Below are 22,935 nucleotides of genomic sequence, written 5' to 3'. Positions count from 1 at the left end.
GGCGGGCCGCGACGGCGGCCCGGGCATCGGTGGCCAGCCCGGCGAGACCGCGCGGCGCCCAGATCATCACCACGACGAACATGGCGCCCTGGAGATAGATCCAGTTGTCCGCCGACTCCTCGCTGAAGATGGTCTTGGCATAGTTGACCAGCAGTGCCCCACCTACCGCCCCGGCCAGCGAGAACCGGCCACCGATCGCCACCCCGATCAGCAGTTCCAGCGAGGCGACGATGCCCAGGTTGGCGGGACTGAGCAGGCCGACCATCGGTACGAAGAGCGCGCCCGCGATGCCGGCCATTCCGGCGGAGACGGCGAACGCGATGGTCTTCACGACCGCCGGCTCGTACCCGAGGAAGCGCACCCGGTCCTCGCCGTCGCGGACGGCGACCAGGAGCTGGCCGAACCGGCTCCGCGCGAGCTGCCAGGCGACCAGGAACATCGCCCCGAGCACGAGCACCACGACCAGGTAGAGGATCCGCTTGTCGGCGGGCTGGTACAGGTCCAGCCCGAAGAACATCTGGAAGTTGGTCAGCCCGTTGGTGCCGCCGGTCAGCCCCTGCTGCCCGACCAGCAGGATGACGAAGGCGGCGGCCAGTGCCTGGGAGAGGACGGCGAAATAGGCCCCCCGGACCCGCTGCCGGAACACCAGCAGGCCGAGTAGCACGGCCACCGCCACCGGCAGCAGCACCACCATGGCGATCGCGAAGACCGGGTTGGCGAACGGCCGCCACAGCGCCGGCAGGCTCTCCACCCCGCTCCAGACCATGAAGTCCGGCAGCCCGCCCGGACCGGCCTCCCGGAGCTTGAGGTGCATGCCCATCGCATAGCCGCCGAGGCCGAAGAAGACTCCCTGGCCGAGCGTGAGCATGCCGCCCCGGCCCCAGGCCAGGCCGATCCCGACCGCGACGATGGCGAAGCAGAGGTACTTGCCGAGCAGGTCCAGCCGGAACGGCGACAGCACCACCGGCGCGACCACCATCAGCAGCAACCCGACGGCGACGAACAGCGCCGGTCCGGCCAGCCGTCGCCGGTCCCGCGCGGTGCCCGCCGCCGCTCCGGGCGCGGGCGCCACCGGTGACCGGGGCGCCGTCGCCACCGCGCCGTTTCCACCCGCCAACCCGGTCACGACAGAGCCCGGGTACGCACGACGAACATTCCCTGCGGCCTTACCTGGAGGAATCCGATGATCACGGCGAACACCACCACCTTGGCGAAGCTGGCCCCGTTGTCGACCCAGAATTCGACGAAACTGTTCAGGATGCCGAGGGCGAAGGCGGCGATGACCGCGCCCCGTAGTTGCCCGAGACCGCCGGCCACGACCACCAGGAACGCGTCGACGATGTAGTTGGTGCCCAGCGTCGGGCCGACCGGCCCGATCAGGGTGAGCGCGACCCCGGCCACCCCGGCCAGGCCGGAGCCGATGAAGAAGGTGAGCTGGTCGACCCGCTCGGTGGCCACCCCGCTGACCGCCGCGAGCTGCCGGTTCTGCATCACCGCGCGCATCCGCCGGCCGTGCCGCAGCCGGGTCAGATAGAGCCAGATCGCCACCACGCAGCCGGCGGCGAGCACCATGATGAAGACCCGGTTGTACGGCAGCCGTACGCCGCCGAGGTCGAGGCCACCGGTGAGCCAGCCCGGCGCGCGTACCTGCACGTTCGGGGCGCCGAAGATGTCCCGGGCGACCTGTTGCAGGATGAGGCTGATCCCCCAGGTGAGCAGCAGGGTGTCGAGCGGTCGGCCGTAGAAGTGCCGGATGGCCAGCCGTTCGAGGATCAGCCCCAGCACCCCGGCGACGCCGAACGCCACCGGCAGGGCGACGACCACCGACTGCGTACCGACCAGCGGTTGCAGCAGGTACGCGGTGTAGGCGCCGGCCATGATGAACTCGCCGTGGGCCATGTTGATCACGCCCATCTGGCCGAACGTGAAGGTCAGGCCGAGGGCGATCAGGAGCAGCACCGCTCCGATACTCGCCCCGATCACCAGTTGGTTGAGTGTCGCCATGGTTCCGGCGCCTCCGTCCCGGGTCGCAGCCGTCAGTCAGGATCCGTACTGCCTGTTCAGGACAGGCTGGTCGCCCACGGGTAGCCCTTGAGGTACGGGTCGGGCTTGATCGGCTTGCCGGAGTTCCAGACCTCCTTGATCTGGCCGTCCGGCTGTACCAGCCCGATCCGGGCGGTCTTGAAGACGTGCTGGTTCTCGCCGTCGATCGTGACGGTCCCCTCGGGGGTCTCCAGCGAGATGCCGGCCGAGGCCTTCTTGACCGCCTCGACCTCCACGCTGCCCGCCTTCTTCACCGACTCGGCCCACAGGTACACCGCGTTGTAGCCGGCCTCCATCGGATCGGAGGTGACCTTGGCGGTTCCGTACTTGCTCTTGAACGCCTTGACGAAGGTGTCGTTCCGGGCGCCGCTGGTGGTCTGGTAGTAGTTCCACGCGACCAGGTGCCCGGCGATGTTGTCCGGGCCGATCCCGACCACCTCCTCCTCGGCCACGCTGACCGAGACGGTCGGCATCGCGGCGGCGGTGATGCCGGCGCTGCGCAACTGCTTGAAGAAGGCCACGTTGCTGTCCCCGTTCAGGGTGTTGAACACCGCGTCGGGCTTGGCCTGCTGGAGCTTGTTCACCACCGTGCTGTACTCGGTGTGGCCGAGCGGGGTGTACTCCTCGCCGAGCACCGTCATCCCGTTCGCCGCCGCGTACGCCTTGATGATCTTGTTTGCGGTACGCGGGAAGACGTAGTCGCTGCCGACCAGGAAGATGCTCTTCTTGCCCTGTTCCTTCAGGTAGTCCAGCCCCGGCACGATCTGCTGGTTGGTGGTCGCCCCGGTGTAGAAGATGTACGGCGAACTCTCCAGTCCCTCGTACTGCACCGGGTACCAGAGCAGCGCCTTGTTCCGCTCGAAGACGGGCAGCATCGCCTTGCGGCTGGCCGAGGTCCAGCCGCCGAAGACCGTGGCGACCTTGTCCTGCGAGATGAGCTTCTGCGCCTTCTCGGCGAAGGTCGGCCAGTCCGACGCGCCGTCCTCGACCACCGGCTCGATCTGCTTGCCGAGCAGCCCGCCCGCCGCGTTGATCTCCTCGATGGCGAGCAGTTCGGCATCCCGTACGGTCACCTCGCTGATCGCCATCGTGCCGCTCAACGAGTGCAGAATGCCCACCTTTATGGTGTTCCCGCCGCCCGTGCCCGACGTCAGCGTCGGGTCCTCGGCACATCCGCCAGCGGCCAGTAGCACCGCCGTCGCGGCCAGCATTACCAGCCGGTTCCGCACGCCTCGTGGCATCCGCCTATTCCTTTCGCCGAGGACTGCTGCTTGGTGCCACGAACCGTAGGAATGAAGGATTTCATGAATCTGAGTGCATCGATGTCCAACGCGTTAAGGGAACCTCACAACCCGCATCGGGCCGAAGGTGGGTACACACCCGGGCTATACATGGTGTGTATACGCGTGGTGTAGAGTCCCGCCCATGTCAATCGGACAGACCTTCCTAGGCCTGCTGGAGGCGACTCCACGGCACGGCTACGAGCTGAAACGGCTCTACGACGAACGGTTCGGCCAGGGCCGCCCGCTGCACTACGGGCAGGTCTACTCGACCCTGGCCCGGCTGCTCAAGAGCGGGCTCGTCGAGGTCGACGGGGTGGAACCCGGCGCCGGCCCGGAGCGCAAGCGCTACGCGATCACCACCGCGGGCGTGACCGACGTCCAGCGCTGGCTGGCCCAGCCGGAGAAGCCCGACATCTACCTACAGAACACCCTCTACGCGAAGGTGGTACTCGGGCTGCTGACCGGCCGGAACGCCGCCGACATCCTCGACATCCAACGCGCCGAACACCTGCGGCTGATGCGCGAACTGACCCGACGCAAGGCCGACGGGGACCTCGCCGACCAGCTCATCTGCGACTTCGCGCTGTTCCACCTCGAAGCCGACCTGCGCTGGCTCGAACTGACCACCGCCCGGCTCGACCACCTGGCGGCCACCCTGCACGACGAAGCCGCGCCAACTCCGCCGACTTCGCCCGCTCCGCCTACTTCGCCCGCTCCGACCGACGGGCGCCCGCCGCAGCACGTACCGACCCAGTTCAGCAGCCAGGAGACGACATGACCGAGCCCACCGAGAAGCAACCGCTGCTGGCCGGGATCGAACTACACAAGACGTACGGCTCGACGCCGGCACTCGACGGAGCGACCCTTCGGATCTGGGCCGGCGAGATCGTCGCCGTGATGGGAGCGTCCGGCTCCGGCAAGTCGACCCTGCTGCACTGCCTGGCCGGCATCGTCCGGCCGGACGCGGGCGAGGTGCGCTACCGCGACCGGGAACTGTCGGCGATGTCCGATGCCGAGCGCAGCGCGCTGCGCCGCGGCGAGTTCGGCTTCGTGTTCCAGTTCGGTCAACTGGTACCCGAGCTGACCTGCCTGGAGAACGTCGCGCTGCCACTGCGCCTGGACCGGGTCCGACGACGCGAGGCCGAGCGCCGGGCGGCGGAATGGCTGACCCGGCTGGAGGTCGACGACGTGGCCGGGCAGCGCCCCGGCGAGATCTCCGGCGGCCAGGGCCAACGGGTCGCCGTGGCCCGGGCCCTGGTCACCGCCCCCCGGGTGGTCTTCGCCGACGAACCGACCGGAGCGCTGGACTCGCTCAACGGTGAACAGGTGATGCGGCTGCTCACCGAGGCCGCCCGGCAGGCCGGAGCGGCAGTGGTGCTGGTCACCCACGAGCCACGCGTCGCCGCGTACGCCGATCGGGAGATCGTGGTGCGCGACGGCCGTACCCGCGAGACCGTGCTGGCGCCACGATGAGCGGGCGGATCGACCGGCAGCAGACGGGCACGGGCTGGATCGCCGACCTCGCGCTCGGCGCCCGACTGGTCTTCACCGGCGGACGGAACGGCCTGGTCCGAACGCTGATGGCGGCGATCGGAGTCGGCCTCGGCGTGGCCCTGCTGCTCGGCGGCACCTCGATCTCGACCATGCTGGGCGCACGCGACGACCGGACCGCCGCCCGCGACGACCAGTTCATCGGAGCCCCCGAGCCACCACCGGGCGACCGGACCCTGCTGGTCGCGAACGTCGACACCGAGTACCACGAGCGGGGGATCCGGGGCCGGATGCTGCAACCGGAAGGGACCCGGGCACCGGTGCCGCCCGGCCTGACCGCACTCCCCCGGCCGGGCGAGCTGTTCGTCTCCCCGGCACTGGGCCGACTGCTCGCGACGGGCGAGGGTGCGCTGCTGGGGCACCGGCTGGCGCAGCCGGTGGCCGGCACCATCGGCGCCGAGGGCCTATCCGGTCCGGGCGAGTACGCCTTCTACCTCGGCACCGACCAACTCGAACCCGGAGTGACCGGCGTCCGGATCGACCACTTCGGCAGCGACTCGACCAGAGAAGGCCTCGACCCGGTACTGCTGCTGCTGGTACTGATCATCTTCGTGGTGCTGCTGCTGCCGATCGCGGTCTTCATCGCCGCCGCGGCCCGGTTCGGCGGCGAGAACCGGGACCGACGGCTGGCCGCGCTGCGCCTGGTCGGCGCGGACGGGGTGATGACCCGACGGATCGCGGCCGGCGAGGCACTGCTCGGCGCGGTGCTCGGCCTGGCCTTCGGCGCCCTCTTCTTCCTGATCGGTCGGCAACTCGTCGAGGGGATCACGCTCTGGGACATCAGCGTGTACGCCCGAGACATCCGGCCGAGTCCGGCGCTCGCCGCACTGATCGCGCTGGTGGTGCCGGGCACGGCGATCGTGGTCGCCCAGCTCGCGCTGCGTCGGGTCGTCATCGAACCACTCGGCGTGGTCCGCCGCTCGACTGGTCGACGCCGCCGGCTCTGGTGGCGGCTGGCCCTGCCGATCGGCGGACTGGTGCTGCTCCTGCCGCTGTTGGGTGGCATCGACCAGACCGGTCGCACCTTCAACGAGGCACAGGTGATCACCGGCGTCGTGCTGCTGCTCGTCGGCGTCGCCGCGCTGCTGCCCTGGCTGGTCGAGGCGGTGGTACGCCGGCTGCACGGTGGCTCCGTCTCCTGGCAGCTCGCCATCCGCCGGCTCCAACTCGACAGCGAGACCTCGGCCCGGCTGGTCAGCGGGGTCGCGGTGGCCGTAGCGGGCGGAATCGCGTTGCAGATGCTCTTCTCCGGCATCCAGCACAACTACGTGCTCTCCTCGGGACAGGACGTCGACCGGGCCCAGGTGGCGGTCATCGGCAACCGCATCGTGGACGGGGTGGACGTCGGCCCGCTCAACGAGCGACTTCGGGCCGTCCCCGGCGTCCGGCACGTCTTCGGCACCCTCGACACCGACCTCGCCGCGGTGGGTACGCCGCGCGAAGCGGACGGGTACCGACCCTCCAACGCGCTGCGGATCGGAGACTGCGCGGTACTGCGGGAGCTGGCCACCCTGGACACCTGTACCGACGGCGACGTCTTCGCGCTCGCCGGCAACGGGGAGGAGAACGCCAACCTGCCGCCCCTGCCCACCGCCGGACAGCGGGTGGAACTCGGTGACCGGACCGTCACCGGCTGGACGGTACCGGCCGGCATCCGTACGGCCACCGCCCGGCCGGATCCCATCGGCAGGGAGGTCACCGGCATCCTGGCCACCCCCGGCGCCGTCGAACCGGGCAGGCTCGCCGGCCTGAGCGCCTTCATCTACCTCGCGGTGGACCGGAGCCAACCGGAGACCCTCGAACTGATCCGCAACGCGGTGACGACGCTGGGCCCCGGAATGCAGGTGCAGACCCTGGACGCCACCTACCGGGTCAACCGGTTCACCCAGATCCGCCGAGGGCTGTTCATCGGCGTACTGGCCACGCTGCTGCTGCTCGGCGCCAGCCTGTTGGTCGGCACCCTGGAACAGTTGCGGGAACGGCGCCGGATGCTCGCCGTACTGGTCGCGTTCGGCACCCGGCGCAGCACGCTGAGCTGGTCGGTGCTGTGGCAGACGGCGGTTCCGATCCTACTCGGGCTGGTACTGGCGATCGTCATCGGTACGGCGCTCGGCACCACCCTGCTGGCGATGGTCGGCGAGCCGCTCCATCTCGACTGGCCCGGCCTCGCCGGAATGTCCGGCATCGCCGCTGCCGTCGTACTACTCGTGACGGCGTTCAGCCTGCCCGCCCTCTGGCGCCTGCTCCGCCCCAACGGCCTCCGCACCGAGTGAAAGGAAGGGGCCCTTCTTATCGTTTTCTGTAGAAGAAGGGACCCCTCCTAACACCTCAGGCCGGCCGGCCGCCGACGCGCGATGGGCGCGGGCGAGCCGGTCGGCCAGGGAGCCGAGTTCGTCGACCAGTTCGGCGGGTTCGCGCACGACGAATTCGTGGCCGAGCAGGGCGAGGTGCATCGCCATGAACGGCAGCGAGTCCGCGCCGGTGGTGAGCAGGCAGCTTTCCTGGTCCACCGCTTCGACGATTCCGGTCGAGGGTGGAAAACGTTCGGCGATCACCTGGGCCGGCGCGCGTACCAGCACCCTGGCCCGGAACCGGTACGGCGCGGCGGTGATCGACTCCGCCACGTACGCCGCAGCGTCGGGCGGGTCGAGTGGGGTGAACCGGGATCCGGTCGCGCCCGGGTCGTCGATCCGGTCCGCCCGGAACGTACGCCAGTCGTCCCGGTCCTGGTCGCGGGCGACCAGGTACCAGCGACGCCCGGTGTGCACCAGCCGGTGTGGCTGCACCGTGCGGCTGCTCGGCTCGCCGTCGCGGTTGCGGTATCCGAACCGGAGTTGCTGCGAACCCTGGCACGCCTCGGCGATCACGGTCAGCACGTCCGGGTCGACCGTCGGCACCGGGTCCGGCAGCGCCACCGTGGCCAGCCGGAGCGCGGCGGCGCGCTGGCGCAGCCGGGTGGGAAGGATCCGCTCCAGTTTGGCCAGCGCGCGCAGCGACGTCTCCGCGATTCCGGTCACCGTCTGGCCCATCGCGGTACGCAGGCTGAGCACGACCGCTACCGCCTCGTCGTCGTCGAGCAGCAGCGGCGGCAGTGTCGACCCGGCACCCAGCCGGTAACCGCCGGCCACCCCGGGGGTGGCCCGGACCGGGTACCCGAGATCGCGCAGTCGGGCCACGTCACGGCGCAGCGTCCGGACCGTCACCTCCAGCCGCTCGGCCAGTTCGGGACCGGTCCAGTCCGGCCGGGTCTGGAGGATGGCGAGCAGCCGGAGCAGTCGCGCCGAGGTGTCGAGCATGGATCGAGTCTGCCAGCTATTGCGGACCGATCCTGTCCGCAATCGGGGTTAGCCTGCCAGCATGAGCATCGACTGGAACGGTCAACTGGTCGACCAGTTGGACTGGCACTGGCAACACCAGCTACGGCCGCGACTCGACGGGCTTCGCGATGACGAGTACTTCTGGGAGCCGGTTCCGGGCTGCTGGAACGTACGGCGCCGCGCCGACACCCCCGCCGACCACGCGCACGGCTCCGGGGCGTACGTCATCGAGTACCGCTGGCCGGAACCGACTCCGGCACCGGTCACCACGATCGCCTGGCGCCTCGGGCACGTCATCGTCGGTGTCCTCGGCCAGCGCAGCGCCGCCCACTTCGGCGGGCCGCCCGTCGACTACGACAGTTTCGAATACGCCGGCACCGCCGCCGAGGCGTTGCGCCAGCTCGACGAGGCGTACGCGACCTGGCTGGCCGGCGTACGCGGACTCGACGCGGCCGGGCTGGCGCGGCCGTGCGGACCGGCCGAGGGGCCGTACGCCGACCTGCCGATGGCGGCGCTGGTGCTGCACATCAACCGGGAGACGATCCACCACGGGGCGGAGATCTCCCTGCTCCGCGATCTCTACCAGAAGCGTTCGTGAGCCGCACCCGGACGCGTCCGTGATCTCTACCTGAACCGCGTCCGTGATCCCTACCTGAACCTCGTCCGAGATCCCTATCAGAATCGAAGGTGACCGCGATGGCTTACGACTTCCAGGTGACACAGGATTCCGCCGACCCGCACACCCTCGCCCAGTGGTGGGCCGAGACGCTCGGCTGGGAGGTGGAGCCCTCCGACGAGGCGTTCATCCGCCGCATGATCGACGAGGGTCACGCCACCGAGAGCCAGACCAGGACGTTCAACGGGGTCCTGGTCTGGAAGGAGGGCGCGGCGATCCGCCACCCGGACGGGCCGGAGCGGGCGCCCCGGGTGCTGTTCCAGCTCGTGCCCGAGGAGAAGACGGTCAAGAACCGGATGCACCTCGACGTCCGGGTCGGTACCGACGACGTCGACGAGGTGGTGGAGAAGCTCACCGCGCGCGGGGCGAAGTTCCTGCACAACGGCCGTCAGGGCCCGTTCACCTGGGTGACCCTCGCCGACCCCGAGGGCAACGAGTTCTGCGTGTCGCCGTCCGCCTAACGGGCGGCGAGCCGGGCCTGGCGGGCGTCCCGCTTCTCCTCGAACCGGGACGCCGCCTGCTCCATCCCGTCGAGCTGGGCCGACAACTGGTCGCGTGCGGCCTCGCCGTCGGCGTCCAGGCCGGGAACGTCCCAGACGTTCCACTGCCGGAGCACCGGCATCAGCACGTCGTCGCGGTGCTGGCGGAGGTCGTAGATCCCGGCCAGGGCGATCGCCACCGACTTGCGGGCGAAGCCGTCAATGCCGTTGCCCGGCATCTGGAAGTCGGCGACGACGTCGGCGACCGCCCGCATCGCCTGGCTCGGCGCCAGTTCGAAGGCGGCGGCGAGCAGGTTGCGGTAGAAGACCATGTGCAGGTTCTCGTCGGCGGCCACCCGGGCCAGCAACTGCTCGCACCGGGGGTCGCCGGTGACCCGGCCGGTGTTGCGGTGCGAGATCCGGGTCGCGAGTTCCTGGAACGACACGTACGCCAGGGAGTGCAGCACCTCGTCGTCGTGCACGTTGCTGTACCCGGCGGACATGTGCACCATCCGGGCCCGTTCCAGCGCGACCGGGTCGACGGCCCGGGTGACGGTGAGGTAGTCCCGGATCGCCGTACCGTGCCGACCCTCCTCGGCGGTCCACCGGTGCACCCAGGTTCCCCAGGCGCCGTCCCGGCCGAACAGCGTCACGATCTCGTGGTGGTACGACGGCAGGTTGTCCTCGGTGAGCAGGTTGACCACCAGGGCGGTACGGGCCACCTCGGGAATCCGGGTGTCCTCCGGTGTCCACGCCGTACCGGCCAGGATCCCGTCGAAGGTCCGTCCCTCACTCCACGGGACGTACTCGTGCGGGAACCACTCCTTGGCGATCCGGAGATGCCGGTCGAGATTGCTCGCGACGACCGGTTCCAGCTCGGTGAGCAGGGCAGCCTGGCTGAGCGGGGCGGTGGGGGTGATGGTCACGAACTCTCCCTACGGTGGCGTAACTTACGCAAGCGTAGGTCACGACCGTCACCCCCGCCAGCCAAGATCAGGCAATGGTCGGCCGGAGGTCCGCCGCCGGCGGCTGCCAGACGTCCGGCACCGCACCGACCTGCTCACCCGAGCGGATGTCCTTCACCTCGTCACCGACGCCGTCCGCGCCGGGGAACCAGACGTACGGAATTCCGCGCCGCTCCGCGTACCGGATCTGCTTGCCGTACTTCGCCGCCGACGGCGACACCTCGGTCGGGATGCCCCGTCGGCGCAGCGCGTCGGCGATCCGGTTGCTCTCCGGCCGCCGGTCCTCGTCCGCCAGGGCCACCAGCACACAGGTCGGTACGCTCCGGGAGATCGACAGCGCGCCCGCCCCGAACAGCAGCCCGAGCATCCGGGTCACCCCGATCGAGATGCCCACGCCGGGGAACCGGAGATTGCCGTCGCTGGCCAGGTTGTCGTACCGGCCACCGGAGCTGATCGACCCGAAGCGCTCGTACCCGCGCAACTGGGTCTCGTAGACGGTGCCGGTGTAGTAGTCCAGACCCCGGGCGATCCGCAGGTCGGCGACGCAGAGCCCGGGGGCGTGCGCGACGGCGTTCTCCATCACCGCCACCAGTTCGGCGAGTCCCTCGTCCAGCAGCGGATCGGTCACCCCCAGCGCCTGGACCGCCGCCGCGAACGACGGGTCCGGCGCGGAGATCTCGGCCAGGGCCAGGCACGCCTTGGCCTGGGCGTCGGTCGCCCCGGCGGTCTCGGCCAGCAGCGCCGCCACCCGGTCCGGGCCGATCCGGTCGAGCCGGTCCACCGCGCGCAGCGCCGCCAGCGGGTCGGCCAGCCCGATCCCCCGGTAGAAGCCCTCCAGGATCTTGCGGTTGTTGGCCTGGACCAGGATCGGCAGCCTGCCGTCGGCGCCGCCCAGCGGCAGGCCGCCGAGCGCGTCGCCGAGCACCAGCGGGATCTCCGCCTCGTGGTGTGACGACAGGATGTCCCGGTCCACGATGTCGATGTCGGCCTGGAGGAACTCCCGGTAGCGCCCCTCCTGCGGGCGCTCGCCCCGCCAGACCTTCTGGATCTGGTAGCGACGGAACGGGAACTGCAGCTTGCCGGCGTTCTCCAGGACGTACCGGGCGAACGGCACGGTCAGGTCGAAGTGCAGCCCCAGGGCGTCCTCACCGGCGGACGGCGCACCCTCCTCCTGGAGCCGGCTGATCAGGTAGACCTCCTTCGAGGTCTCCCCCTTGCGCAGGAGTTGGTCCAACGGCTCCACCGCCCGGGTCTCCAGCGGGGCGAAGCCGTACAGCTCGAAGGTGTTGCGGATGCGGTCGACGACGTACTGCTCGATCATCCGCTGGGGCGGCGCCCACTCGGGAAAGCCGGAGATCGGGGTTGGCTTGCTCATGATGCTCCTGTCGGATCTCGCGCGACGACGCACGAGCGGAATTACCAGCCTCGGGTGGGCGCGTCCCGGTGCGGCCCGTCGAGGCCCGCGACCTCGATCAGGTACGGGTTGCTCGCCCGCTCACGGCCGATGGTGGTCGTGGGGCCGTGGCCGGGCAGCACGACGGTGTCGTCGGCGAGCGGAAGGATCTTTTCCCGCAGGCTCGTCACCATGGTCGGCAGGTTGCCACCCGGCAGGTCGGTGCGGCCGATCGACCCGGCGAACAGCACGTCGCCGGAGAGACAGATCTGCTCCGCCGCCCAGTCCGCACCCGGCGGAAGGGACAGGTCGGACCGGAACGCCGGGCCCGCGCCCGGCAGCCGGAACAGCACCGACCCGCCGGTATGGCCCGGCGCGTGGTCGACGGTGATCTCCAACCCGGCCAGCGCCAGGGTTGCGCCGTCGGTGAGTTCGGCCACGTCCTCCGGCTCGGCGTACGGCAGCCGGCCACCGAAGAGCCGGGTCAGGTCCGTCGACAGCGCCTTGGTCGGATCGGCGAGCAGTTCACGGTCGCCCGGATGGATGTAGGCGGTGACGCCCCGGGCGCCGCAGACGGGCGCGACCGAGAAGGTGTGGTCGAGGTGACCGTGGGTCAGCAGGACGGCGGCCGGCCGCAGCCGATGCTCCGCCAGCAGGGCGTCGAGACGGTCCAGTACCCCGATGCCGGGGTCGACGACGACACACTGTTCCCCGGGCGCGGTCGCCACCACATAACAGTTGGTGCCGAAGGCGTCCGCGGGGAAGCCGGCGAGGAGCACGTCCGCTCCCTCCCACTCGACGGTTGGCTCTGCCCAACCCTATCGGGCGGCCCGCCGGCCGGCGCGCACCCCACACCCGTGCCCCGTGGCCCCTGGTCGCACCCACGGATGACGGCCTGGTGATTTGCCCGTGGGAGGTGGTGCCGTCTGCCACGCTCATCGGGCCAGGGCAGACGTTCGGCCACCCTCCGACGCGCTGCCCGACTGCTCAGCAAGGGGGTCGGGTGGTCGATTCGGTGGAGCAGTTCGATCTCCGGGTAATCGGCCCTGCCGGTGAACCGTGATGCGTGCGGCACTGATCAGCGACCACGCGTTCCTCGCGGATGGGCACAGCGCCGTGCTCGTGGACCGGACGGGCTCGGTGAACTGGTGGTGCCCGCAGCGTTTCGACGCGCCGTCGGTGTTCGGCCGGCTTCTCGACCCGGACGCGGGACACTGGTCGATCGGCCCCGCGCAGGATGCGCGTCGCGAGTGGTCGTATCTGACCGACACGCTGGTGCTGCGTACCGTGCACACCACGGCGCAGGGCGCCGTGGCCGTGGTCGACGCCCTCGCGTTGGAGCTCGGCGCCCGCGGGCACGACATCGGGCTGCGCTCACCCCGGCTGCTCACCCGGATCGTGTACGGACTCTCCGGAGCGGTTCCGATGCGGTTGCACTACCGACCCCGCTTCGAGTACGGGCGGGTGGTCGCCAACCTCCGTGAGGAGGAGGGCGCGTTGATCGCCGGTGCGGGCACCGTCCGACTGGCGCTACGCGCGAGCATTCCGCTGAGCTGCGGCGAAGGCGAGGCGTACGCCGACTTCACGATCCGCGGTGGGCGGGCGGAACATTTCACCCTCGGCTACGCGCCTGCCTACGACACCGACCCGCCAATCGTCTACGCCGCCCAGGATGTCGTCGACAATGCCGTAGCCGGGTGGCGTTCGTGGCTGGACCTGCACGACTACCAGGGCCTGTACCGGGAGCAGGTGCGACGCAGTGCCCTGGTGGTCCAGGGCATGACCTACCGGCCCAGCGGCGCGGTCGTGGCGGCGGCGACCACCTCCGTACCCGAACAGCTCGGTGGTGACCGCAACTACGACTACCGCTTCGTCTGGGCGCGCGACTTCAGCTTCACGCTCGAGGCGTTGTGGCGTGCTGCCTGCTCGGACGAGGTGAACCGGCAGTTCGCGTGGCTGGGCAGGGCGATGGGCCACGTCGACGGCGACCCGGTGCCGATCATGTACGGGGTGGCGGGCGAGCGGGACCTCACCGAACACCGCCTCGACCACCTCGCCGGATACGCGGACAGCCAGCCGGTGATGGTCGGCAACGACGCGTGGCGACAGCGCCAGACCGACGTCCCGGGCGAGGCACTCGGCGCCGCGTGGCTGATGCGCGCGCACCTCGACGATCCGTTGAGCCCGGAAATCCAGCAACTGCTGCGGACGATGGCGGACCGCACCGTCACGGACTGGCGACATCCCGACGCCGGGATGTGGGAGGCCCGGGACATGCAGCGTCACCACCTGTCGTCGAAGGTGCAGTGCTGGACGGCGCTGGACCGGGCGGTGCGCTTCGGTGCGCGGCTCGCCGGGCCGGCGGACCTCGCCCGCTGGGCTGCCGCTCGCGACGAGGTACGCGACACCGTGCTCGTCCGTGGCTGGAACGACGCTCTCGGCGCGTACGCCGGCACGTTGGACGGCGCGGACCTGGACGCGTCGGTGCTGCTCATGCCGCTGGTCGGGTTCCTGCCGGCGCGCGCCCCCCGGATGCGCTCGACGATCGACGTCATCGAGCGGCGGTTGTCCCACGACGGCCTGCTGCGCCGGTGGGAGGGCGATCCGGCCGGCTTCGTCATCTGCTCGTTCTGGCTGGTGTGCTGCCTGATCCTGGCCGGCGAGCACGACCGGGCACGGCGGCTGTTCGAGGGCCTCGCCGGTAGGGCGAACGACCTGGGCCTGTTCGCCGAGCAGATCGACCCGGTCACCGGCGAACAGGTGGGCAATTTCCCCCAGGCCTTCTCGCACATCGGCTTGATCAACGCTGCGGGCCGGTTGAGCGACCTCGCGGCCGGCATCCCCGGCGTCGGCGCCCCACCGCACGATCCCCTGCCTCGGAAGTGCTGAGCCGGGCTGCCGCTTCCCGGCGCAGACCGACGAGGTGGTGAACCGGGGCCGGTAGCGCCGCGAGATGACGGGCGGGGAACCGGACGGATCCGGACACCCGCGGGGCAGCCCGGCGCAGATCAGAAGACACAGTGATAATCTCCGATGGCTTCGGGATGACCTCGTACAACACTTTCCCAGCGGGTACCCGTACACTCTGGCGGGCGTGTGGCGTGGCGCACTTGACGCCGGAGCGGCGGAACACGCCGTGGGCCACGGCGCCCGGGGCACGACAACCAGGGTAAGACGACGACCAGGGGCACATGGAAAGGGGAGCGCGGGTGGCTTCCAGCAGGGACCGGCAGCGCAAACTGGCGCGGGCCAAGCTCGACCGGCAGATGGCCCGGCGGGCGGCTTCTGCCCGGCGCAGGCGGCAGGTCCGGGCCGGCATCGGCTCCGCCGTCGCGCTGCTGCTGATCGTGCTCGGCTCGTTCTGGGCGCTCGGTGGCTTCGACAAGGAGCCCACGGACGACACCGCCGCCACGGAGGTGTGCACCTGGAGTTCGCAGGACGCCCAGGCGAACACGAACCTCAAGGACGTCGGCAAACCGCCCACCGAAGACCTGCCCGTCAGGGGCACCCGGCCGATGACGATCACGACGAACCAGGGCGCCCCGGTGACCGTGGACCTGGACCTGGCGGCGGCGCCCTGCGCCGGCGCCAGCTTCGCCCACCTGGCGAGCAAGGGATTCTTCGACAACACCAAGTGCCACGAGATCACCAAGGAGGGCGCGCTCCGCTGCGGCGATCCGACCGGCACCGGGATGGGTGGTCCCGCCTACACCCTCTTCAGCGAGAACGTCCCGAACAAGCCCAACCCGGACCCCTCGGACAGCCCCTCGGCGACCCCGTCCGCCAGCGCCAGCCCGACCCCGGGTGCGTCCGCCAGCCCTTCGGCCAGCGCGGCCGACGGGTCGCCACCGCTCTACCCCGCCGGCACGGTGGCGCTGATCGGCAACCCGCCCGGCGCGAACGGCAGCCAGTTCCTGATCTTCTTCAAGGACTTCAGCCCGGCCGAACCCAGCTACCCGCTCGTCGGGAAGGTGACCGCCGGACTCGACGTGATCAAAAAGGTCGGCGGCCTGAAAACCGTGGACAATGGTTCTGGCGAACTGATTAAGCCGCAGACCGACGTGGTGATCCAGAGCCTCACCGTGGGTGAGCCGTCGGGCGATCCGACGGCGGTGCCGTCGGCGGCGACGCCGTCGGCGGCCCCTTCGGCCAGCCCGACGGTCGCCGGACAGCCGTAGAACCCCAGAGCACACCCCCAGCCGCGGACGGAGCCGCGCTGCACATAGTCCAGGAGGAGCCACCGTGACGTCCACCAGAGAGCGGCAACGCGCCGCTGCGCGGGCAAAGCTGGAGCGGGAGATGGCCGAGCGGGCCACCGCGGCCCGCAAGCGCCGTCAACTGCAGGCCAGCATCGGGGCGGGGGTGGCGTTGCTGCTGGTGGTCGCCGGCACCGTGTGGCTGGTGGTGAGCCTGGGAGACGACAAGGACAATTCGACTCAGGCCGGCGGGGCCACCTGCGCCTGGACCGAGATCCCGGCCGAACAGCGCAACGCGGCGACCAAGGACGTCGGGCTGCCGCCGACCACGGCGAAGAACACCGGCAGCCAGACGATGACGATCGACACGGGCCTCGGTCCGATCACCGCGAAGCTGAACCTGGCCAACGTGCCCTGCACGGCGGCCAGCTTCACCCACCTCGCCGAGAAGAAGTTCTTCGACAACACCAAGTGCCACCGGCTGGTCACCCAGGGGCTCCAGGTGCTGCAGTGCGGCGACCCGAGCGTCACCGGCACCGCCTGGAAGGAGACCGACGGCACCGGCGGCCCGACGTACCGGTTCGCCGAGGAGAACCTGCCGACCGACAAGCGTCCGCCGTACCCGGCGGGTGTGATCGCGATGGCGAACTCCGGCGGGGAAGGCACCACCGGCAGCCAGTTCTTCATCGTGTACGGCGACTCGCAGCTTCCGGCCTCGTACACGGTGCTCGGCACGGTCACCGGCGGTCTGGACCTGGTCTCGCAGGTCGGCGCGGCCGGTGACGACGGCGCCTTCGCCCAGCAGGCCGGCGGCGGCCACCCGAAGAAGGAAGTACTGATCAAGTCGCTGACCATGAGCGCCCCGGTCGGCTGACCTCCGGCACACACGACACGGCGCCGCGCCGCCCCGTTACCGGGGTGGCGCGGCGCCGTCGTTTCGATCCGGGTGTTCCCCGCCGGGGGCCGTCGAGTGCCGCGACGCCGCTCGCGCGGTCGGTCAGGCCCCGGAGGTGACCCGGTACGCGTCGAAGACGCCGTCGACCTTCCGCACCGCGGCGAGCAGGTGGCCCAGGTGCTTCGGGTCGGCCATCTCGAAGCTGAACCGGCTCACCGCGACCCGGTCCCGGGTCGTGGTGACCGTGGCGGACAGGATGTTGACCCGCTCGTCGGAGAGCACCCGGGTGACGTCCGCCAGCAGTTTGTGCCGGTCGAGCGCCTCGACCTGGATCGCCACCAGGAACGTCGAGGCGGAGGTGAGCCGCCAGCTCACCTCGACGACCCGCTCGGTCTGCGCCTTCAGGTCCTCGGCGTTCGCGCAGTCGTCGCGGTGCACGCTCACCCCGCCGGACCGGGTCACGAAGCCGAACACGGTGTCCGGCGGAACCGGCGTGCAGCAGCGGGCGAGCTTGATCCACACGTCGCTGACGCCCCGGACCACCACGCCCGGGTCGCTGGTGCCACCGCTGCGTCGCGGCGGACGGGTGGCGACGGCCGTCTCGGCGAGGTCCTCGGCGGCACCTTCCTCGCCGCCGTACCCGGCCATCAGACGCTGGACGACCGACTGGGCGGAGACCTGGCTGTCGCCGACCGCCGCGTAGAGCGAGGCGACGTCGGCCAGGTGCAGGTCCCGGGCGATGGTCATCAGGTTGTCCGTGGTCAGCATCCGCTGCAACGGCATGCCCTGCTTGCGCATCGCCTTGACGATCGCATCCTTGCCGGCCTCGATCGCCTCCTCGCGGCGTTCCTTGTTGAAGTACTGCCGGATCTTGGTCCGGGCCCGGGGGCTCTTGACGAAGCCGAGCCAGTCCTGGGTCGGGCCGGCCGTGTCGGACTTCGAGGTGAAGATCTCGATCACGTCGCCGTTGGACAGCGTCGACTCCAGCGGCACCAGCTTGCCGTTCACCCGCGCGCCGATGCACTTGTGCCCGACCTCGGTGTGTACGGCGTAGGCGAAGTCCACCGGGGTGGAGGCGGTCGGCAGCGGGATCACGTCACCCTTGGGGGTGAAGACGTAGACCTCCTGGCTCGACAGGTCGAAGCGAAGCGCGTCGAGGAACTCGCTCGGATCGGCGGCCTCCCGCTGCCAGTCCAGCAACTGCCGCAGCCACGTCATCTCGTCGATGTGGGCCGGCGGGCCGACGATCGCCTCGCCCTTCTTCTCCTTGTACTTCCAGTGCGCGGCGATGCCGAACTCGGCCGTCCGGTGCATCGCGTACGTCCGGATCTGCATCTCGACCGGCTTGCCGCTCGGCCCGATGACCGTGGTGTGCAGCGACTGGTACATGTTGAACTTCGGCATCGCGATGTAGTCCTTGAACCGGCCCGGTACCGGCTGCCAGTTCGCGTGGATCACCCCGAGTGCCGCGTAGCAGTCCCGCACCGTGTCGACCAGGATGCGCACGCCGACCAGGTCGTAGATGTCGTTGAAGTCCCGACCCCGGACGATCATCTTCTGGTAGATCGAGTAGAGGTGCTTGGGTCGACCGGTGGTCTCCGCCTTGATCTTGGCGGCCTTGAGGTCGACCTGCACCTTCTGGGTCACCTGCCGCAGCAGGGCCTCGCGCTGCGGCTGGTGCTCGCCGATCAGCCGGTTGATCTCCTCGTACCGCTTCGGGAAGAGGTTGGCGAAGGCCAGGTCCTCCAGCTCCCACTTGATCGTGTTCATACCGAGCCGGTGCGCCAGCGGCGCCAGGATCTCCAGCGTCTCCTTGGCCTTCTGCTCCCGCTTCGCCAGCGGCAGGAAGGTCAGGGTACGCATGTTGTGCAGCCGGTCGGCCAGTTTGATCACCAGGACCCGGGGGTCCTTGGCCATCGCCACGACCATCTTGCGGATCGTCTCGGCCTTGGCGGCGTCGCCCAGCTTCACCTTGTCGAGCTTGGTGACGCCGTCGACCAGCAGGGCGACCTCGGGACCGAAGTCGACCTTCATCTGGTCGAGGCCGTAGTCGGTGTCCTCGATCGTGTCGTGCAGCAGCGCCGCGACCAGGGTGGTGGTGTCCATGCCCAGGTTGGCCAGGATCGTGGCGACCGCGAGCGGATGGGTGATGTACGGGTCGCCGGACTTCCGGTACTGCCCTGAGTGCCAACGGGCGGCCATGTCGAAGGCACGTTGCAGCAGCCGCGCGTCGGCCTTGGGGTGGGACGCGCGGTGCGTCGCGATGAGCGGCTCCAGCACCTCACTCACCTGGGGGGTCTGCCAGGGCGCGTTGAAGCGCGCCAACCGGGCCCGGACCCGGCGCCCGGTGGGCGCGTTGGCCAGGGCGAAGCTCGACGTGGGCGACGCGGCACCGCCACCCGCCATGGCGGCGAGGGAGTCCTCGGCACCCGACTCCGGGTCGATGACGAGCCGGCCGACGGGATCGGAGATCGGGACGGCGACGACACCGGGTGCGACAACACCCAGGCCAGGACCGGCCACCGTGGTGGCGGTGCCGGAACCGACCGCGCCAGGGACCGGGCCAGCGGCGCCGCCGCCGGCCGGTGCCGACCCGACCGCACCGCCGCCGGCACCACTCGATCCGGCGCTCCGGTCGACGGCCTGTTCACCGCCGGTGGGGGTCCGGTCCGCCGACCCCGAGGCGCCACCGGACCGGTTCGGCCCGTTCGCCGGAGTCTCGACCCCATCGGCAGCGGTCGCAACGTCAGCGGAACCTGCAGCATCGTTGGTGGGATGCACCGTACCCTCCGCCGGAGGGGCGACATCGTGGGACACCGGCCTCCTCAACACCTCGCCGGGAATGAGCCGACCGTAGCCGGTCGACCCGGTCCTGCGCCAGTCACGGGCAGGTCACCCGCGCCCGACCACGAAGGGCAATCGTACCCGCACCAGCGGCCGGGTGGTCGTCCTCCGGACGTACGGATCGGTCGAGCCGGTCAACGAGTGATTAAACGGTTAAGAGGGCGTGAACCGGTCGTGGATCGAGCCGCGCCCGCCCGTTCAGGAAGCCCAGCTCCAGCAGCACGCTGAATCCGGCAACCGTGCCACCGGCCCGCTCCACCAGGTCGAGGGTGGCCTGCGCGGTGCCCCCGGTGGCGAGCACATCGTCGACCACCAGCACCCGGTGCCCGGCGGTGAAGGCGTCCTGGTGCACCTCCAGGGTGGCCTCGCCGTACTCCAGCGCGTAGGAGGCGGCGTAGGCGGCCCGGGGCAGCTTGCCGGCCTTGCGCACCGGCACCACTCCGACCCCGGTGGCGTACGCGATCGCGGCGGCCACCACGAAGCCACGCGCCTCGATCCCGACCACCACGTCGAACGACTCCCGACCGTGGTGCTCGACGATTCCGTCGATCACCTCCCGGAACACCGCCCCGTCCGCGAACAACGGCATCAGGTCCTTGAAGACGATGCCCGGTTTGGGGAAATCCGGCACGTCCAGGACCCGGCTCGCCACCAACTGCGCGGTGGCCGGTCCGCTGTCACCACGTACCTCGGTAGGGGTCTCCGTCACACTGCTTCCTTCCCGCGCAAGGCGTCCGACGGGCCACCGGAGTGGCTCGTCGGACGCCTTGTGGTTTGTCCGTCCGGCTCAGCGCCGCTTGCCACCGGGCCGGCTGCCGCCGCCGGACCGGCCGCCCCGGGCACCGCCCGAGCGCTTGCCCGAGGGGCGGGCGCCGACCTTGGGCGCGGCGGCCGCCAACGCGCTCGTGTCGGTCGCGGGTACCGGTGCGTCCTCGCCGGTGGCCTCCGCCGACTGCTCGGCGGCCTGCCGAACCTGGCCGGGCTGCCGGGCCGGGCGACGGGTGGTCGAGGTGTCCCGACCGCCGCCGGCCCGCCGGGTGAGCACCCGCTGGGTGTGCGTTCTGATCCTCGGCTCCCGCTCCTTGAGCGTGACCAGGAGTGGGGTGGACAGGAAGATCGACGAGAAGAACGCCGCGCCCATACCGACGAAGAGCACCAGTCCGAGGTCCTTGAGCGTGCCGGCACCGAGCAGGCCGGCGCCGATGAACAGCAGGCCACCCACTGGCAGCAGCGCCACGACGGAGGTGTTGATCGACCGCATCAGCGTCTGGTTCAGGGCCAGGTTGGACGCCTCGGCGTACGTCTGCGTGCTGCCGCCGGTGATGCCCCGGGTGTTCTCCTGGATCTTGTCGAACACCACGACCGTGTCGTACAGGGCGAAACCGAGGATGGTCAGGAAGCCGACGATGGTCGACGGAGTCACCTCGAAGCCCACCGCCGAGTAGACCCCGGCGGTGAGCACCAGGTCGAGCATGAGGCCGATCACGGCGGCGATCGCCATCCGCAGCTCGAACCGGAGCACCAGGTAGCCGGTGACCAGTACGAGGAAGACCACCAGGCCGAGCAGGGCCCGCTGGGTGACCTGCGCACCCCAGGCCGCACTGACCCGGTTGTCACTGATCTTGTCGGCCGACAGGCCGAGATCGCTGGCGAGCGCGGTACGGACCTCGGTCGCCTGCGCCTGCTCCAGCGGTGAGGTCCGGAACAGGTAGGTGGCGTCGCCGACCTGCTGGCCGGAGACCACCTCCGCCGGCCCGTCCGGGGTCGTCTCGCCCTCGAGTGCGGCGTGCATCGCCTCCTCGGCGCGCTGCATGGTACCGATGCTGGTCGGCACCTGGAACTCGTTGCCGCCCTTGAACTCGATGCCGAGGGTGAAACCCTGGATCACGAAGCTCAGGATGGCCAACAGGACCAGGCTGCCGCAGATGCCGAACCACAGCTTTCGGCGGGGGATGATCCGAAGACCGGCGTCACCGCGGTACAACCGGCTGGCGAGACCACTTCTGCTCATCTCAGGCCTCCTTCACACGGGTCTTGCCGGTCGGCGTCTCGTCCTCGTCCCGCGACTGCAACGCGCGGCCCAGTCCGCTGACCCGGGGCGAGAGGAACGCCGGAGTGCGGGCGAACATCGTCATGATCGGATGCCGGAACAGGAAGACGACTACCAGGTCGAGGATGGTGGCCAGGCCGAGCGCGAAGGCGAAGCCCTGCACCGTACCGACCGAGACGAGATAGAGCACCACGGCCGCCATGATCGAGATGGCGTTCGCCGAGATGATCGTCCGGCGGGCCCGTACCCAGGCACGGGGCACCGCGCTTCGTGGACTTCGGCCGTCTCTGATCTCGTCTTTCAGGCGTTCGAAGTAGATGACGAAGGAGTCCGCGGCGACACCGAGCGAGACGATGAAGCCCGCGATTCCGGCCAGGGTCAGGGTGAAGCCGATCTGCCGGCCGAGCAGCACCAGCGCGCCGAACACCAGCGCGGCGGAGAGCACCAGGCTGAGGAAGATCACCGAGCCGAGCAGCCGGTAGTAGAAGAACGCGTAGATGATGACCAGCAGCATGCCGATGCCCGCGGCGAGCAGGCCCGCCCGCAGGTGCTCGGTGCCCAGGGTGGCGGTGATGTTCTGCGACTCCTGCTGCTGGAAGGTCAGCGGCAGGGCACCGTACCGGAGCTGGCTGGCCAGCTCGTTGGCCGAGGCGCTGTTGAAACTGCCGGTGATCTGCGAGTCGCCCGTCAGCACGCCCTTGATCTCCGGGGAAGAGATGATCAGGTTGTCCAGTACGACGGCGACCCGGCACTTGCCGGTGCCGTTCTCGCCGAGGGCGCTGGCGTCACAGGCACCGCCCTCGTTGGTGAACGCCTCCCGGGTCAGGTTGGTCCACTTGCTCTGACCGTCGCCGGTGAAGTCGAGGCTGACCACCCACTGGCCGCTGGTCTGGTCCATCACGCCGTCCGCGTCCGCGACGTCGGTGCCCTCCACCTTCGCGATGTCCAGCAGGTTCTTGACCTGTCCGCTCTCGCAGGCCACCGCCTGCTGCTTCCCGTCCTTCACCGAGCCCGGTGGCCGCTGGTCCAACTTCTCACAGGTGATCGTGGGGACGTTGAACTGGATCGCCGCGGGCAGCACCCGGATCTCCTGCGGCGTCAGGTCGGCGAACGGCTTGAGCTTCTCGGCGAGCGTCGGGTCCTGGCTGAAGTCCGCCGGCCCCTGTAGCGCGTTCGCCGCCGCCCACGCCGCCGCGCCGACCTTCTTCTCCACCGCGGCGCGCTGGGCCGCCACGGTCTGGTC

18 protein-coding genes and 1 pseudogene are annotated in these 22,935 nt (G+C 70.2%); 8 read left to right on the top strand and 11 right to left on the bottom strand.

The genetic code is table 11. The annotated features are described in order from the left end of the window. The 3 genes from urtC to urtA all read right to left on the bottom strand — a co-directional run. Nucleotides 1-1,126: urea ABC transporter permease subunit UrtC (gene urtC, locus I0C86_RS10175; RefSeq protein WP_323373567.1), on the bottom strand; the 1,126-nt coding region annotated here is incomplete at its 3' end. Next, nucleotides 1,123-2,004 carry an urea ABC transporter permease subunit UrtB gene (gene urtB / locus I0C86_RS10170; RefSeq protein ID WP_196200968.1) on the bottom strand — a complete coding sequence of 294 codons (882 nt, stop codon included), beginning with the start codon at nucleotides 2,002-2,004 and terminating at the stop codon, nucleotides 1,123-1,125. The genes urtC and urtB, both read right to left, overlap by 4 nt. A gap of 56 nt (nucleotides 2,005-2,060) precedes the next feature. Further along, entirely contained in the window at nucleotides 2,061-3,284 is a 1,224-nt protein-coding gene (gene urtA / locus I0C86_RS10165) for an urea ABC transporter substrate-binding protein (RefSeq protein WP_196200967.1), read from the bottom strand. A 184-nt stretch (nucleotides 3,285-3,468) separates the two neighbouring features. Here urtA and I0C86_RS10160 point away from each other — a divergent pair. The 3 genes and pseudogenes from I0C86_RS10160 to I0C86_RS10150 form a co-directional block, all read left to right on the top strand. Beyond that, nucleotides 3,469-3,978 (top strand): annotated as a pseudogene (locus I0C86_RS10160) (PadR family transcriptional regulator); the annotation flags it as partial. Between the two features lie 122 nt (nucleotides 3,979-4,100). Continuing rightward, nucleotides 4,101-4,799 carry an ABC transporter ATP-binding protein gene (locus tag I0C86_RS10155; RefSeq protein ID WP_196200965.1) on the top strand — a complete coding sequence of 233 codons (699 nt, stop codon included), beginning with the start codon at nucleotides 4,101-4,103 and terminating at the stop codon, nucleotides 4,797-4,799. Beyond that, the gene (locus tag I0C86_RS10150; RefSeq protein WP_196200964.1) at nucleotides 4,796-7,150 is read left to right on the top strand and encodes an ABC transporter permease; all 2,355 of its coding nucleotides are present in this window, start codon (nucleotides 4,796-4,798) and stop codon (nucleotides 7,148-7,150) included. The genes I0C86_RS10155 and I0C86_RS10150 overlap by 4 nt, the downstream gene beginning before the upstream one ends. Here the strand turns inward: I0C86_RS10150 and I0C86_RS10145 are convergent. Next, nucleotides 7,079-8,173: a helix-turn-helix transcriptional regulator gene (locus I0C86_RS10145; RefSeq protein ID WP_196200963.1), complete on the bottom strand. Its 1,095-nt coding sequence runs from the start codon at nucleotides 8,171-8,173 to the stop codon at nucleotides 7,079-7,081. The genes I0C86_RS10150 and I0C86_RS10145 overlap by 72 nt on opposite strands. Before the next feature lie 61 nt (nucleotides 8,174-8,234). On the opposite strand from I0C86_RS10145, the gene I0C86_RS10140 reads away from it, so the two are divergent. Beyond that, nucleotides 8,235-8,792, top strand: coding sequence for a DinB family protein (locus I0C86_RS10140; protein WP_230393908.1), 558 nt, complete (start codon nucleotides 8,235-8,237; stop codon nucleotides 8,790-8,792). Between the two features lie 98 nt (nucleotides 8,793-8,890). Further along, nucleotides 8,891-9,331, top strand: coding sequence for a VOC family protein (locus I0C86_RS10135; protein WP_196200962.1), 441 nt, complete (start codon nucleotides 8,891-8,893; stop codon nucleotides 9,329-9,331). On the opposite strand, the gene I0C86_RS10130 is transcribed toward I0C86_RS10135, so the two are convergent. From I0C86_RS10130 to I0C86_RS10120, 3 genes are all read right to left on the bottom strand, one after another. Beyond that, nucleotides 9,328-10,269, bottom strand: coding sequence for an acyl-ACP desaturase (locus tag I0C86_RS10130; protein ID WP_196200970.1), 942 nt, complete (start codon nucleotides 10,267-10,269; stop codon nucleotides 9,328-9,330). The genes I0C86_RS10135 and I0C86_RS10130 overlap by 4 nt on opposite strands. A 73-nt stretch (nucleotides 10,270-10,342) precedes the next feature. Further along, on the bottom strand, nucleotides 10,343-11,689 hold the full coding sequence (gene hisS / locus I0C86_RS10125) for a histidine--tRNA ligase (protein WP_196200961.1): 1,347 nt from the start codon (nucleotides 11,687-11,689) through the stop codon (nucleotides 10,343-10,345). Between the two features lie 41 nt (nucleotides 11,690-11,730). Beyond that, nucleotides 11,731-12,486, bottom strand: coding sequence for an MBL fold metallo-hydrolase (locus I0C86_RS10120; protein ID WP_196200960.1), 756 nt, complete (start codon nucleotides 12,484-12,486; stop codon nucleotides 11,731-11,733). A gap of 283 nt (nucleotides 12,487-12,769) precedes the next feature. Between I0C86_RS10120 and I0C86_RS10115 the strand changes: the two genes are divergently transcribed. From I0C86_RS10115 to I0C86_RS10105, 3 genes are all read left to right on the top strand, one after another. Next, nucleotides 12,770-14,596: a glycoside hydrolase family 15 protein gene (locus tag I0C86_RS10115; RefSeq protein ID WP_196200959.1), complete on the top strand. Its 1,827-nt coding sequence runs from the start codon at nucleotides 12,770-12,772 to the stop codon at nucleotides 14,594-14,596. A gap of 320 nt (nucleotides 14,597-14,916) precedes the next feature. Beyond that, nucleotides 14,917-15,885, top strand: a complete 969-nt coding sequence (locus tag I0C86_RS10110) for a peptidylprolyl isomerase (protein ID WP_196200958.1) — start codon at nucleotides 14,917-14,919, stop codon at nucleotides 15,883-15,885. A 64-nt stretch (nucleotides 15,886-15,949) separates the two neighbouring features. Next, nucleotides 15,950-16,777 (top strand): peptidylprolyl isomerase, encoded by an 828-nt coding sequence (locus I0C86_RS10105; RefSeq protein ID WP_323373566.1) that lies wholly within the window; start codon nucleotides 15,950-15,952, stop codon nucleotides 16,775-16,777. 123 nt (nucleotides 16,778-16,900) lie between these two features. On the opposite strand, the gene I0C86_RS10100 is transcribed toward I0C86_RS10105, so the two are convergent. The 4 genes from I0C86_RS10100 to secD form a co-directional block, all read right to left on the bottom strand. Then, complete coding sequence (locus I0C86_RS10100) at nucleotides 16,901-19,321, bottom strand: RelA/SpoT family protein (protein WP_407676291.1); 2,421 nt, start codon at nucleotides 19,319-19,321, stop codon at nucleotides 16,901-16,903. A 466-nt stretch (nucleotides 19,322-19,787) separates the two neighbouring features. After that, entirely contained in the window at nucleotides 19,788-20,351 is a 564-nt protein-coding gene (locus I0C86_RS10095; RefSeq protein ID WP_196200956.1) for an adenine phosphoribosyltransferase, read from the bottom strand. A gap of 78 nt (nucleotides 20,352-20,429) precedes the next feature. Further along, on the bottom strand, nucleotides 20,430-21,653 hold the full coding sequence (secF, locus tag I0C86_RS10090) for a protein translocase subunit SecF (RefSeq protein WP_196200955.1): 1,224 nt from the start codon (nucleotides 21,651-21,653) through the stop codon (nucleotides 20,430-20,432). A 1-nt stretch (nucleotide 21,654) separates the two neighbouring features. Then, nucleotides 21,655-22,935: protein translocase subunit SecD (gene secD, locus I0C86_RS10085; RefSeq protein ID WP_196200954.1), on the bottom strand; the 1,281-nt coding region annotated here is incomplete at its 5' end.

It is taken from the genome of Plantactinospora alkalitolerans (genome assembly GCF_015690345.1).
Classification (GTDB): Bacteria; Actinomycetota; Actinomycetes; order Mycobacteriales; family Micromonosporaceae; genus Plantactinospora; species Plantactinospora alkalitolerans.
Note: the sequence above shows the minus strand (reverse complement) of the source record. Positions and strands in the feature narration are given on the sequence as shown.